This is a genomic window from Paenibacillus sp. JNU01 (assembly GCF_059130585.1).
The window spans coordinates 2,861,888-2,875,313 of the sequence record NZ_CP169723.1 but is presented as its reverse complement, the minus strand read 5'-3'; the positions used below and the strand labels follow the sequence as shown (position 1 = coordinate 2,875,313).

Here is a 13,426-nt window from a genome sequence, read left to right as displayed (position 1 = left end):
AGGGGAAAAAATGTAGATTGTATCCGCTTAAGTTTATAGGGGGAACCAACGTTGTTGTTGAAAACAGAAGAAAAAATGATTCATGAGGTTAACTGCTAATGGATCATATAAAGAAGATACAGATGCTGGATTGGGTGATCTCGAAGCTGCAGATTCCCTGGACTGGGACCTGCATACTAATTATGCTGGGCTCACTAAGCACTATTTTTCCACTGACGTTATTCTATGGTGTGCAAATTATGGTGGGCAGCGCAGCAGTACTCATTGCTCTTCGTTTGCATGGGGCTATCTATGGATTGGTCACCTTTACAGTCATCCATCTGCTGAATAACATCATTGCCGGCTTCGAGCCACGGAATTTAACCGTAATGATGGCGCATTTCATTGAATTGCTCTGGATGCTAGGTTGGCAGATTCGTTGGAAGAACGGAAGCCTAATCAAGGCAAATGCTGTCTTCTGGGTAGTGATGTTACTTCCGGTTATCTATTGCGGGCATTATGTGTTGGGCTTGGATATAGAAGATTTGAAGTATGAGTATATGTATATTGCCGTGATTGGCATGGTGAATGCTCTAATTGCAGGTATTGTGGTGGATTTCTGGATCACTATGGGTGAGCAAAGATTAAAACGCACGGGAACCATTCCACTCACAAGGATTGCGTTTAAATACGTAGTCGCCTTCGTGGTATTTGTTTCTCTCGTATTGTTATCCGCCGATAGCCAAAGACAGTTGAGTCAAATGAATGATGCCATATTACGTGAGATGAAATACGCATCGAGTGCGGTTGTACAGGATCTTGATGAAGAGTATGTTACATCCGAGAATATGGAACAAAATATGGCGCGTTATCATCATCTATTGGGTGTGAATGTGATACTGCTTGATCGGAATGATACAGTCATCGCTTCTGGTTTAGATACACTTCAGCCTGGTGGGTACCTGGACATGGACAGGTTCAATATTCTGAAGTCGAAGGATAACCTCATGCTGAAAAGTTCTGCTAATATCCATTACAGCGATGTATTGAATCATTGGAGACAAGCCATCTTTATCTACGAAGCAAAAATGAAAAATATAACACCTTATCGGGTATTTATTGTGACTGACTCGTCCAAGTATTACCCCCGAATTGAATCGATATATCTGACCACGCTGCAATCCCTGTTCATCATCATTGTGGCTTCTATGATTGTAGCGGCTCCTCTCAGTAGAAAAGTCGTTAGCCCACTGTTAAGACTGACCAGAATGACGGGTTCTCTGCCCAGAATATTGTTTCGAAACGGGAAGCTGGAGTGGCCCACCAGCCATGTAACCGAAGTACAGATCCTGATTGGTAATTTGCGTAAAATGGCCGATGTGCTGCTGGAACAATTCGAACAGATTCGTCATGACAAGTTAACGCTGGAGGACAGGGTCGTAGAACGCACCAAGGAACTCAAGAATAGTGAAGAGGTCAAACGTGCAATCATTGAATCCTCTATTGATGCCATTATCGCTGTGGACTCCAATGGACAGATCGTTGAGTTTAATCCAGAGGCTGAAAGAATGTTTGGGTTACGTCGGGAAGAAGTGATCCAACAGAAGGAAGCACCGTCTCTTTTCCAGGGGGCAAGCTGCATCGAGATCAAGAAATTGTTGGAGCGATTCGATTATGTTGAAGGTAAGAGATATACGATCGTAGATGAAATTTCAGGGATTCGCCGGGATGGTTCGGTCTTTCCGATTGAGTACAAAATTGTAGAAATTCAGCTTGGCAAGAATGAGACGTTATATAATTTGTTTATCAAGGATATTACGGAGCGGACCAGAGCAGAAGAAGATCGTGTGCGTCATGCTCTTGCGCTGGAGAAGCTGAACCTGGAGTTGTTCAATGAAAAGATTGCCATTCAGGAACAGCGAGATATCAGTGAGCAATTTATTGAATCCGTACGGGAAGGGCTCGTGATGTCAGATCGATCAGGGACCATAACCATCGTCAACCGCAGGATCGAAGAGATGTTTGGTTTGGGTGATTTTCTGGGCAGATCTATTGAAGATTTGGCGCAGGCGATTGATACGATGGTATTAACGGATAATTTCAATCTGCTAGAACAGACCAAAGCATTTCTGGATGGTGAAACAGCATTTATTGAGACTGAATTTATATTTAACAATGCGGAGAAAAGTGTATTCTCGTTATATATGAAGCAGATGGATGTACCGGGGAAAAACCATGGCTTTCTGCTGGTCTTCCGGGACCGGACGGGAGAAGAACGGCTGGATCGGATGAAGAATGAACTGATCAGCGTGGTATCTCATGAGCTTCGAACGCCTGTAGCCACCATTATGGGGTATGTGGAACTCATGATGATGTACGACCTTCCAGCAGCTCAGCAGCAGGAATTCATGCAGACGATCGCTTCCGAGGGCAAGCGGCTCAGCAGTCTGCTCGATGATGTACTCGATATTCAGCGCCTCGATAATGAGGGCATGACTTACCATATGACGTATGTACCGCTGGTTGAGTTGGTAGAAGGGGTTGCTGAACAGTGGAATATGAAGTCTGCCCAACGAATCTACGTGCATACGTTTAATGGAGACTTTTTTGCTTACGCGGACCAGAACAGGATGGTTCAGGTTCTGCATAATCTGGTGGGCAACGCAGTCAAGTATTCTCCAGGAGCCGATCGCATCGATGTTACGTTATGGGAAGAAGAGGAGTGGCTATGTCTTGATGTCCGTGATTATGGAATAGGGATTGCGGAGCAAGAGAAGGACATGTTATTCAACAAATTTTATCGAGTGGATAATTCGGACCATCGGCAGATTGGTGGAACAGGAATCGGGTTGTACATTTCCCGTAAAATTGTAGAGGATCACAAAGGAACACTGACCTTTATATCTGCACCGGGCAAGGGAAGTACATTCAAGGTAAGACTGCCCAAGCAGGATGTATTGGTTTGAATGCAATGATGGATGAAGAGATGTGTCTCACTTCTTAATGATCCATATTTAATTATGATTCCTAGGAATAGAGCCTTTGCCCTTGAGCGCGTAAGCGTGATAAAGGGAAAGGCTTTTTTTGTTTTTCAATTTTCCCGGATAAAAAAACAACTTCTTTTGCAAACTGTCTATAGAGCCATAATTTGCATCCCATGCAAAAGGAGGACGGCAGGAATATGTTCCGTAAACAAGAGAAAACACTCATCATCGTCTGTCTGGTTGCCGCTGTGATTGTGCTGTATGCCGTTGTGAAAAGCATCATCCGAATCATGAGTTATTGAGATACACGTTCAAGCAGAGTAACTGCTGTCGTACATAACGATTATGTGAAAGAGGAGTGTAACCATGTCATCCCTGGACCCTGTTTTGCTCAGCCGGATACTAACCGGTCTGACCCTGTTCGTACACATTATTTTTGCCTCTATCGGTGTAGGCGTTCCCCTTATGATTGCTTTGGCCGAGTGGCGAGGACTACGAACCAATGATATGCATTACACCTTGCTGGCACGTCGGTGGGCACGAGGTTTTGTCATCACCGTTGCCGTTGGTGTCGTTACAGGCACCTCGATCGGATTACAGCTTAGTCTGCTGTGGCCGATGTTTATGCGGGTAGCAGGTCAGGCCATTGCCCTGCCACTTTTTATGGAGACGTTTGCCTTTTTTATCGAGGCGATATTTCTGGGAATTTACCTCTATACATGGGATCGTTTCAAAAAAAAATACACGCATATGCTGTTGTTGATTCCGGTAGCTCTTGGTTCATCTGCCTCTGCGATTTTCATTACGACGGTGAACTCCTTCATGAATCAGCCTCAGGGGTTCACCCTGATTAATGGCATCATGAAGGACATTCATCCGATTGCTGCCATGTTGAATCCGGCAACACCAACCAAGGTGTCCCATGTACTCGCCTCATCCTACACTCTAAGTGCAGGTATCCTGGCGGGGATAGCCGCCTTCAGTTTGCTTCGGGGACGGGATCATGTGTATTACAAAAAAGCACTAAAACTCACGACGGTATCTGCGCTTGTCTTTGCCATCAGTACCGTCATGATCGGGGACTCTTCCGGTAAATTCCTGGCGAAATATCAGCCGGAGAAGCTGGCTGCCGCAGAATGGCATTTCAAGACGATGAAAGAGGCACCGCTTGTCTATGGGGGCATTTTGGATGAGAACAATGAAGTAAAATACGCCATTGAGATTCCTTATGCACTCAGCATTTTGGCGGGGAATCGTCCTGATACGGAAGTGAAAGGTCTCGAAGAATATCCAGCGGATCTGAGGCCACCACTGTCCATTCATTATATGTTCGACCTGAAGGTCACAACCGGAGTGATCATCCTGATGATTCCTGTGTTATATGTACTGCGTCGGTGGTTGCCAGGGCGCAAGCCATATCCCAAATGGCTGTTGCTCGGCATTGTCTTGCTGGGTCCTCTGGCCATGATTGCAATCGAGCTGGGGTGGATGTTCGCTGAAGTTGGCAGACAGCCTTGGATTTTACGCGGGTATATGAAGGTGTCGGAAGCAGCCACGACGTCGACTTCGGTAGGATGGATGCTGGTGTTGTTTATTTTACTGTATCTGATTCTATGTTTCTCGTGCATTCGAGTGCTCAGCAAGCTGTTCCGCAACAAGGAAGCAGAGAAGGAACTGGCGTCTCTGGGGCTTGAAGGAGGGATCGTGCATTGAGTTTCGAAATTGCAGGCATTGCGATATTGTGGACGTTTTTGTTCGGTTACCTGATTGTCGCTTCAATTGATTTTGGTGCTGGGTTCTTCAGCTTTTACAGCATTTTGACCGGGCACGAGAACAAAATTCATAACATCATTCAGCGCTACCTGTCTCCCGTGTGGGAAGTGACGAATGTGTTTCTGATCTTTTTTGTGGTCGGACTGGTCGGGTTTTATCCGGACAGCGCCTTCTACTATGGGACTGCCTTGCTGGTGCCGGGTTCTTTGGCCATTGTACTGCTTGCCATCCGGGGGGTGTATTACGCCTACAATACTTATGGCAACCATGGGCAGAACAGCCGGATCTACATGGCATTGTACGGAGCGACGGGCTTGCTTATTCCGGCGGTATTCTCCACCATTTTGGCGATATCCGAGGGTGGAATCATTGAGCAGGTGGGCGAAGAGGTGTTTTTTCGCTGGCGTGAATTTTTGACGAATCCCTATACCTGGTCGGTTGTTTTGCTTGCACTGGTCAGTGTGCTGTACATCTCGGCGATGTTTCTTTCCTATTATGCAAAACGGGCAGGGGATGAGCCGGCATTTGAGGTGCTTCGAGAGTATGCATTGCTGTGGAGCTTGCCCACCATTTTTGCGAGTTTTCTGGCATTTCTGCAGATTAACAAACAGAATCCCGCACATTTTGAGCAGATGGTGAATATCTCATGGATGTTCATTGCTTCGTTTATCTGCTTTGTCATTGCGGTGTCGCTGGTGTGGAAACGCAAATATCTGGGCTGGTGTTTTATCGCTGTCATGCTTCAGTTTGCCTTTGCCTGGTATGGTTACGGGCGATCCCACCTTCCGTATATCCTGTATCCCTACATTAATATCTATGACAGCTTTACTAATCGTACGATGGGGATTGCACTGATTACGGCGTTCAGCCTGGGGCTGCTCGTGCTGATTCCGTCGCTTGTGCTGATTATGAAGCTGTTCCTGTTCGATGCCAATTATGTACGTGGTAATTCTGGTAAAAAGAAAGGATGAGTCTGTTCATGCTGCTGAACATGTTCCTACTTATGACTCCCTTGCTGTATCCACTATCTTCTGAGGGTGTCACGGGGATACCCGGTATAACCGGGTTGAGTTTTTTTGAGACATTCACGATTATGTATGCCCCGCCACTTATCATTATGGCTGCGATTGTCTTTCTGTTCATATATCTGGCCGTATGCAAAAATCCGAAGGATTGATTAACTGGTACGTGCATTCCCGTTTGGGGTAATCTGTTGTTAAGAAATCAGGAAGGGAGGATGACCCTTTCATGCCTAAAATCCGTTATAACAACATTGATAATGTAAGTACGGACAAAACGCTGAAGGAATTCAAGCAATGGAGGGAGCAGCGGCGCAATAAAGTGAAGGACTACTCCTACACCGTGCCCAAACACCCGCCTGAACTGGATTATCTGCATGCCAATCGGGAGGACACGAGTATTACCTGGATTGGTCACTCCACGTTTTTCATTCAATATTATGGATTGAACATCGTGACTGACCCGGTGTGGGCCGAAAAAATGGGATTTCAACGAAGACTCGGTGCCCCGGGGATTCCGATTCAGGATATTCCACCATTGGATGTCATTCTGATATCCCATTCTCACTATGATCATCTGCATCTGGCTTCCCTACGGAAGCTGATTACCGCCAAGACATTGCTGATCGTACCTGATGGTCTGAAGCGCAAGATGATTCGCAAAGGTTTCCATCGGTGCCATGAGATGAAGTGGTGGGAACATATTACACTCGGCGGAGTCAAAATAACCTTTGTCCCTGCACAGCACTGGACGCGCCGGACGCTGTTCGATACCAATACGTCCCACTGGGGCGGTTATGTGTTGGAACAGCATCATCTAGCGACGACCTCTGCAGCGGAAAGTGCTGCAACAAAGAGAGATCAGGATCATTCATCCACGGCGGAATCAGGGAAGAACAAATCACCCAAAGATTCGGGTGGCCCGCCTGTGTTGTATTTTGTAGGGGATACAGGTTACTTCCAGGGGTTTAAGACGATTGGAGAGCGCTTTGACATTGGTATTACCCTGATGCCCATCGGTGCTTACGATCCAGAATGGTTCATGACTTCTCAGCATGTGACACCTGAAGAAGCACTACAGGGGTTCGTTGAAACCGGCTCCCAGCTTATGGTGCCCATGCACTACGGCACATTCAAGCTGGCAGATGATACGCCTAAGGAAGCACTGGATCGTCTGGAAGTTGAACGTGAACGGCTAGGCATTGGTAAAGAGCGGATTCGGGTGCTTGGTCATGGCGAAACGCTTCGCATTCGGCATGAAGAAGGTAAACAGGACTAACAAAAGGGAGCCAAATATGTTAATGTAGGGGTATACCCGCATGAACAGTATTTTTACCAAGTCTTTAATCAGTAAAAAGCGGCCAATTTTCGAATTTGCCGCTTTTTTGTGTTATAATATGGTGCCAGAATAGGCATCGGGATATTGAATCCAGGATTTACGCAACTTGCTATTCATGCAGTATGCAGATTAACCAATAAAGGATGGTATGCTTAATGATCAGTACAAGCGGCATCACGCTCCGCTACGGAAAACGTGCACTTTTTGAAGATGTAAATATCAAATTCACACCAGGAAACTGTTACGGCCTCATCGGCGCCAATGGAGCCGGCAAATCAACATTTTTGAAAATTTTGTCCGGTGAAATTGAGTCAAACTCGGGAGAGGTGCACATCACCCCGGGCGAACGTATGGCCGTTTTGAAGCAAAACCACTTTGAATATGATGAGTATCCGGTTCTCGAAACGGTAATTATGGGCCATAGTCGCCTCTATGCCATTATGAAAGAAAAAGATACACTGTATGCCAAAGCAGACTTCACAGAAGAAGACGGACTGCGTGCAGGTGAGCTTGAAGGTGAATTTGCAGAGCTTAATGGCTGGGATGCTGAGCCGGATGCAGCGGCACTCCTGATCGGTCTGGGTATCGACCGTGACATGCACGATAAGAAAATGAATGAACTAAGTGGTAACGAAAAAGTTCGTGTCCTGCTTGCACAAGCATTGTTTGGTCGTCCAAACAACCTGTTGCTCGATGAGCCTACCAACCACTTGGATCTCGAATCCATTCAATGGCTTGAGAACTTCTTGATGGACTATGAAGGTACTGTTATTGTGGTATCCCATGACCGTCACTTCCTGAACAAAGTATGTACGCACATTGCGGATATCGACTTTGGTAAAATCCAGCTGTACGTAGGTAACTATGACTTCTGGTACGAGTCCAGCCAATTGGCACTTGCGTTGCAACGTGATGCCAACAAGAAAAAAGAAGAGAAGATTAAAGAGCTTCAAGCCTTTATTCAACGTTTCTCCGCGAATGCTTCGAAATCGAAACAGGCAACTTCCCGGAAGAAACAACTCGACAAAATCACGCTGGATGACCTTCGTCCTTCGAACCGTAAATATCCGTTTATCAACTTCAAGCCTGAGCGTGAAGCCGGTAAACAATTGTTGACCGTAGATCGCATCAGCAAATCCATTGATGGTGTAAAAATGCTGAATGATATCAGCTTTGTCGTGAACAAAGGGGATAAAATTGCATTTGTTGGACCAAACGGGAATGCCAAGTCACTACTGTTTGATATTCTGATGGGTGAAACGGAATTGGATAGCGGCGAATACACTTGGGGTGTAACCACAACTCAAGCTTATTTCCCGAAAGACAACTCCAAATATTTTGATGGTGTAGACATGACGCTCGTGGATTGGCTCCGTCAATATTCCAAAGATCAGGATGAAACGTATTTGCGTGGATTCTTGGGACGTATGCTGTTCTCTGGTGAGGAATCCCTGAAAAAGGCAAGTGTACTCTCCGGGGGAGAGAAAGTTCGCTGTATGCTGGCGAAAATGATGCAGACGGGTGCTAACGCATTGATTCTGGATGAGCCTACGAACCACTTGGATCTCGAATCCATCACAGCGCTGAACAATGGTATGATTGATTTTGACGGCACTATGCTGTTCACATCCCATGACCATCAGTTCATTCAAACCATTGCTAACCGGATTATCGAAATTACGCCGAATGGCATCATTGATCGCCAAATGAGCTATGACGAGTATCTGGAAAGTGATGAAATCAAAGAACTGCGCAATAAAATGTATCCGGTAGAAGCTTAAACGAAGCATCATCTACGGCGCATTTTCATAGGAACACGAAAGAACCGCAAGCCTCTGTGAAGAGGGCTTGCGGTTCTTTTTGTAATCTAATGGGTTTCTCTGCGGCCTTAAGACCTAAGATCCACCAGTACGGCGACGTTGGTTGTTAGGCTTCTTGTTGTTTTGACTCTTCATCGCTTTGGGTCCGCCTTCAAAGTAGGCGCTGGATTGGTTACCGGAATTTGCTTGTTCTTTCTTTTGCGCCAGCTTTTGGCGTATAGCATCCTGCAAACTGACCTTTTTCGGTTCGTTATTTTCGCTCATCGTTATTTCCCTCCCGGTCTTACAGTAAGCCGTCCAGATTGGACGGGATGTACCTATTTTATACGTTTTATAAAAGCCCCACAAGGGCAACCTGATAAAATGCTCAAAACCTTTGGTTTTACCCAGGCCAACATTCTTTCTCATTAACTACAGCCCTGCCGTCTGGCAACTTTGTTTCGGCTTGCCTACAGCAATGCAGCCTGGCAACACTGTTTCTGTAGACCCACACGCTCCGCATTTGGTAACATGAAAAAACCGTAATACGAAACGTTAAAGGAGTGTCGCCCGGTTGAACGCTTATGAAGAAATTCGAAAAGGGGAGCGAGGGGCTTGGGTTAGTATTGTAGCCTATCTCGTCTTGTCCGCCTTTAAGCTGATCTGTGGATATGTATTTGCTTCCAGCGCCTTGTTGGCCGATGGTTTTAATAACCTTACGGATATTGTGGCATCTGTTGCTGTATTGATCGGGCTTCGGATCTCCCAGAAACCACCTGATTCGGATCATGCCTATGGTCATTTTAGAGCGGAGACTGTTGCTGCTTTGGTGGCTTCATTTATTATGGCTATGGTTGGGCTGCAAGTATTGGTTGAAGCGGTTCGCTCCTGGTATGAGGGAGCCTTTGTTGCTCCAAACCTCTGGGCGGCAGCTGTGGCTGTAGTCTGTGCTGTGGTGATGTTAGGCGTGTATCGTTACAATCACCGTCTGGCTAAACAGATTAATAGTCAGGCCCTGATGGCCGCGGCAAAAGATAATCGTTCGGATGCCTGGGTCAGCATAGGCGCTGCCGTGGGAATTATAGGTGCGCAGTTCGGACTCCCGTGGTTGGATAAAGTAGCTGCCATTGCTGTAAGTCTGTTAATCTGCAAGACGGCTTGGGAGATTTTTCGGGATTCTACCCATCGTCTTACCGATGGATTTGATCAAAAAGAGCTGACGGATCTCAGATCCTCCGTAGCTCGTGTTCCCGGTGTTGAGAAAATCAAGGATGTCAAGGCACGTGTGCATGGAAGTCATGTACTTGTGGATGTGGTTATCGAAGTGGATGGAGGCCTAACCTTGATTGAAGGCCATCAAATCTGTGACAGAGTGGAAGAGCGTCTGAAGCGATCGCATAACATCATGCATGTACATGTACATGTTGAACCAAAGACTGAAGAAGTCACAGGGAACCCTTGAACAGGGAGTGAACATCCTGGAAAATCAAAAGAGGACAGCCGCGATTGTGCGGGCTGTCCTCTTTACTTATCGTTAGAACGATTATACGATGTTACTGGATGGCAACGTGGATCCACGCTTTGCCTTTCCAAGTGTACACTTGCACCCACTCGCCACCGTCGAATCCGTCAACCACTTCACCTGTTGTATCGATGACTTGGGAGCTCAATGCACCGATTGGTTTACCGTTAGGTGCATCATAGAACCAAGTGCGCTCCAGAAGGTTCAGCAACATTGTAGGTGCCAGAACTTCATCGCCTGGTTTTACAAGTGGCTCTTCAAACATTTTATCATCTGTAGTTGTAGCTGGAGTTTCAGTTGTTGTCGAAGTACCTGTTGCACCTGTAGTGTCTGTTGTTGTACCGGTTACTGTCTCAGCAGTACCTTCTACGGTGTCTACAGCAGGTTTGTTCACTTCAACAGCCGGAGTTGTTGTCGTTGTTGTAGCTTCTGTTCCATTTTCGGGAGTCACCGTTCCGGTAACCGCTTCCTCAGCACCAGCAGCGGCAGCCATCGAACCCATCAACGTTAAAGCAGCGGCAAAACTTACGATTTTTTTCATTTGTTTTTCCTCCTCGGTTAGGTATGTAATTTGTTGTCCTGTGTTAAAAGTAACCAAGCGAGCTACCTTATGAATCACAAATTATAACAATATTTTCTTGCATTCTCCAGTGTCAACTGGCGCATATGTGGGTATATAGCAAGCCTGTAAATATCATACTTCGGTGGGATAAAACCGGGTTGGCTATCTCAAATAAGTCCTAATTTTATGGAATTCATGGGAGTGAAGTTTGGAATAAAGCAGGAGGGAGTGCAATACATAATATAGAAAAGTTGACCTATGCCTAAAAAACGCACAAAAGCCAATCGGCTTGGTAGCACGATCGGCTTTTGTATGTATTCGTTAATATGACTCAGTCCAATTAGAGCTGAGTTTATCGCATTCGGCTGCGTCCCGTAATGAGGGAGATGACGAACAGTACAACAAAGATGAAGAAGAGTACTTTCGCGATTGAAGCAGCTGCTTCAACAATACCGAAGAATCCAAAAATACCTGCGACCAGTGCAATAATTAGAAATAATACAGACCATTTCAACATAAGGTTTCATCCTTTCGTTACTTGATTGTGGAGTGAGTTGTGTTCACCTCACCGCCCTGTGTAGTCTAACTTTAACCGAGGCATATCCAGTTGAAACATTGGTTTTTTTTCCAAGCGTGAGCATATTTGAAGTAACATGAAATTTTGTTTCGTCCGGGAAAACGCCGGGTAACTATAGCAATAACAAACTGATGCACATATGGAAAGTGAGGTTCTTCTATGATCTATCAAATTAGCGTGGCCCTGATTGCAGTGGCATTTGCAGTCCTTGTTTTCTTTTTAATTCGTACCTTGAAATCCGCTCAGGGTTCCTTGGACAATGTCTCACAGACATTGCAGGAGGTACAGAAGACCATTGATGAACTTAGTTATGAAGTGAAGCAAACGGTAAGACACGCCAATGATATTACGGTGGATGTCCAGCACAAAATGAAAAAAATTGATCCTGTGATGGAATCTGTTGAGAATCTTGGTGAAGTGTTGAATGAAGTGACGGCGGCAGCCAAACAAGTCTCCACGACGCTGATGGCCAGATTTCAGACGAAACGAAACCATGCCGAAGATAAAACGCACGCTGAACCGTCTCATGTAACGGCACCACCTGCTACATCAACGGATCGTACCTTGCAATCCTATGAAGCTACATATAATGGTGATGCTAAGGGCGGGAAGAACTGGATGAAGTATGTCGATGTTGCCGCGAATGTATGGCAACGAATGCGTAAATAACATGATCGCTTTGTAATCCATGAAGAAACCTTCAGAGCGGTGATGAACCTGATGAAAGGGTGAGAATCATGATGAAACTACTGCTTGTGATGTTTAGCGTAATTTCTCCCTTTTCCGTTCAACCGGCAGCGGTACCCGCTGCTCACGATATGCAATGGACGGCAATGGAGGAGAAGGCGTCAGAGGTAACTCTGGCTGTTGATCGATCCGAGACTTTCCAGCATTTTCGGACTCTGAATGGCATTTCTTTGGATGACACCATAGATGACTTGTCGGCCAAGAAGGGCCAGGCGGTGTATAAACAGGAAGATCCTTATCTGGGATGTCCTGAATATCACTTTCGTGATGTGAAGGTTGGCTTGTGTGAAGATACAGATGTCATTCAATATGTGCATATCGATGCATCTGAAGATCACATCATGTTAAACGGAGAGAGGATCGAGATGAAGATTGAAGCGATCCATCATGCTCTTGGGAAACCATACTATGTGGCCGAGGACGGAGAAGTATTTCTCCGTGGAGATCAGGCGCTAAAGGTATATATGAAGTCAGGCTCTAGCCAGATTGATGGCATTGATCTTTTTGATGATACCGTATCCTGATATTGGTTAATACGAAATCGTTTCAATTCCAAATTGTATGGTTATATACTAATTAGCTCGATACAGAAGATTAAATCAGAGGAGAGTGGAAACGATGAATTCAACCAATGAGCAAGCTTATGCAAAAGTGGTAGAAAACGGAGTCCAAGCGGTAGAAGCGGTGAAAGAATTGCAGATTACCGGATACCTTGCTGATCATATCTTTGTTCTCGCCCATGAGAAGGATCGTACAGATCGAATTGCCGATACAGCAGATGCCAAAGAAATTGGCATAAAGGAAGAAGGCGTATTTGATTCCATGGCGAATCTGTTCCGCTCACGCGGTGATGAACTCCGGGCCAAAATTGTTTCGATGGGCTTTACTGAAGCCGAAGCTGACTTTTACGAGAGTGAGTTGGACAAAGGTAAAGTACTCGTCATTGCTAAAAAGAAAGATTGATCCATATAGCGGTACAAGTTGAAGTTTGCTGAACATGGACAAGCTTCTGAATCACTTAGGTAAAATGCTTAATCAAAAACATAGATAAGGAATGGGGCTTTCCCCATTCCTTATCTATGTTTTTGCAAGTTTGGAAGCGGGATCAGGACGCTGCAAAAACAG

General features: G+C 45.6%; 13 protein-coding genes. 10 read left to right on the top strand and 3 right to left on the bottom strand.

From position 1 onward, the window contains the following. The first annotated feature begins 98 nt into the window (after nt 1-98). From NLBNIHML_RS12595 to NLBNIHML_RS12570, 6 genes are all read left to right on the top strand, one after another. On the top strand, nt 99-2,945 hold the full coding sequence (locus NLBNIHML_RS12595) for an ATP-binding protein (protein ID WP_494354479.1): 2,847 nt from the start codon (nt 99-101) through the stop codon (nt 2,943-2,945). 384 nt (nt 2,946-3,329) lie between these two features. Beyond that, entirely contained in the window at nt 3,330-4,676 is a 1,347-nt protein-coding gene (locus NLBNIHML_RS12590; RefSeq protein ID WP_339237746.1) for a cytochrome ubiquinol oxidase subunit I, read from the top strand. Then, nucleotides 4,673-5,707, top strand: coding sequence for a cytochrome d ubiquinol oxidase subunit II (locus NLBNIHML_RS12585; RefSeq protein ID WP_339257415.1), 1,035 nt, complete (start codon nt 4,673-4,675; stop codon nt 5,705-5,707). The genes NLBNIHML_RS12590 and NLBNIHML_RS12585 overlap by 4 nt, the downstream gene beginning before the upstream one ends. A gap of 8 nt (nt 5,708-5,715) precedes the next feature. Next, nucleotides 5,716-5,913, top strand: coding sequence for a cytochrome bd oxidase small subunit CydS family protein (gene cydS / locus NLBNIHML_RS12580; protein ID WP_339237742.1), 198 nt, complete (start codon nt 5,716-5,718; stop codon nt 5,911-5,913). 71 nt (nt 5,914-5,984) lie between these two features. Next, nucleotides 5,985-7,034, top strand: a complete 1,050-nt coding sequence (locus tag NLBNIHML_RS12575; protein WP_472476360.1) for an MBL fold metallo-hydrolase — start codon at nt 5,985-5,987, stop codon at nt 7,032-7,034. Between the two features lie 215 nt (nt 7,035-7,249). After that, complete coding sequence (locus NLBNIHML_RS12570; protein WP_091038559.1) at nt 7,250-8,875, top strand: ABC-F family ATP-binding cassette domain-containing protein; 1,626 nt, start codon at nt 7,250-7,252, stop codon at nt 8,873-8,875. A gap of 114 nt (nt 8,876-8,989) precedes the next feature. Here the strand turns inward: NLBNIHML_RS12570 and NLBNIHML_RS12565 are convergent, their stop codons facing one another. After that, the gene (locus NLBNIHML_RS12565) at nt 8,990-9,178 is read right to left on the bottom strand and encodes a hypothetical protein (RefSeq protein WP_017692261.1); all 189 of its coding nucleotides are present in this window, start codon (nt 9,176-9,178) and stop codon (nt 8,990-8,992) included. A 289-nt stretch (nt 9,179-9,467) separates the two neighbouring features. Between NLBNIHML_RS12565 and NLBNIHML_RS12560 the strand changes: the two genes are divergently transcribed. Continuing rightward, the gene (locus NLBNIHML_RS12560) at nt 9,468-10,355 is read left to right on the top strand and encodes a cation diffusion facilitator family transporter (protein ID WP_494354478.1); all 888 of its coding nucleotides are present in this window, start codon (nt 9,468-9,470) and stop codon (nt 10,353-10,355) included. A 91-nt stretch (nt 10,356-10,446) separates the two neighbouring features. On the opposite strand, the gene NLBNIHML_RS12555 is transcribed toward NLBNIHML_RS12560, so the two are convergent. Next, nucleotides 10,447-10,956, bottom strand: a complete 510-nt coding sequence (locus NLBNIHML_RS12555) for a hypothetical protein (RefSeq protein ID WP_339237736.1) — start codon at nt 10,954-10,956, stop codon at nt 10,447-10,449. Between the two features lie 373 nt (nt 10,957-11,329). Then, the gene (locus NLBNIHML_RS12550; protein ID WP_017692264.1) at nt 11,330-11,494 is read right to left on the bottom strand and encodes a DUF1328 domain-containing protein; all 165 of its coding nucleotides are present in this window, start codon (nt 11,492-11,494) and stop codon (nt 11,330-11,332) included. 219 nt (nt 11,495-11,713) lie between these two features. Between NLBNIHML_RS12550 and NLBNIHML_RS12545 the strand changes: the two genes are divergently transcribed. The 3 genes from NLBNIHML_RS12545 (at nt 11,714) to NLBNIHML_RS12535 (ending at nt 13,264) form a co-directional block, all read left to right on the top strand. After that, nucleotides 11,714-12,223 carry a DUF948 domain-containing protein gene (locus NLBNIHML_RS12545; protein ID WP_339257411.1) on the top strand — a complete coding sequence of 170 codons (510 nt, stop codon included), beginning with the start codon at nt 11,714-11,716 and terminating at the stop codon, nt 12,221-12,223. A 68-nt stretch (nt 12,224-12,291) separates the two neighbouring features. Beyond that, on the top strand, nt 12,292-12,825 hold the full coding sequence (locus NLBNIHML_RS12540) for a hypothetical protein (protein ID WP_339237732.1): 534 nt from the start codon (nt 12,292-12,294) through the stop codon (nt 12,823-12,825). 94 nt (nt 12,826-12,919) lie between these two features. Beyond that, a complete protein-coding gene (locus tag NLBNIHML_RS12535) occupies nt 12,920-13,264 on the top strand; it encodes a YflT domain-containing protein (protein ID WP_124118114.1) in 345 nt (114 codons plus the stop codon). The last annotated feature ends 162 nt before the right edge of the window (nt 13,265-13,426 follow it).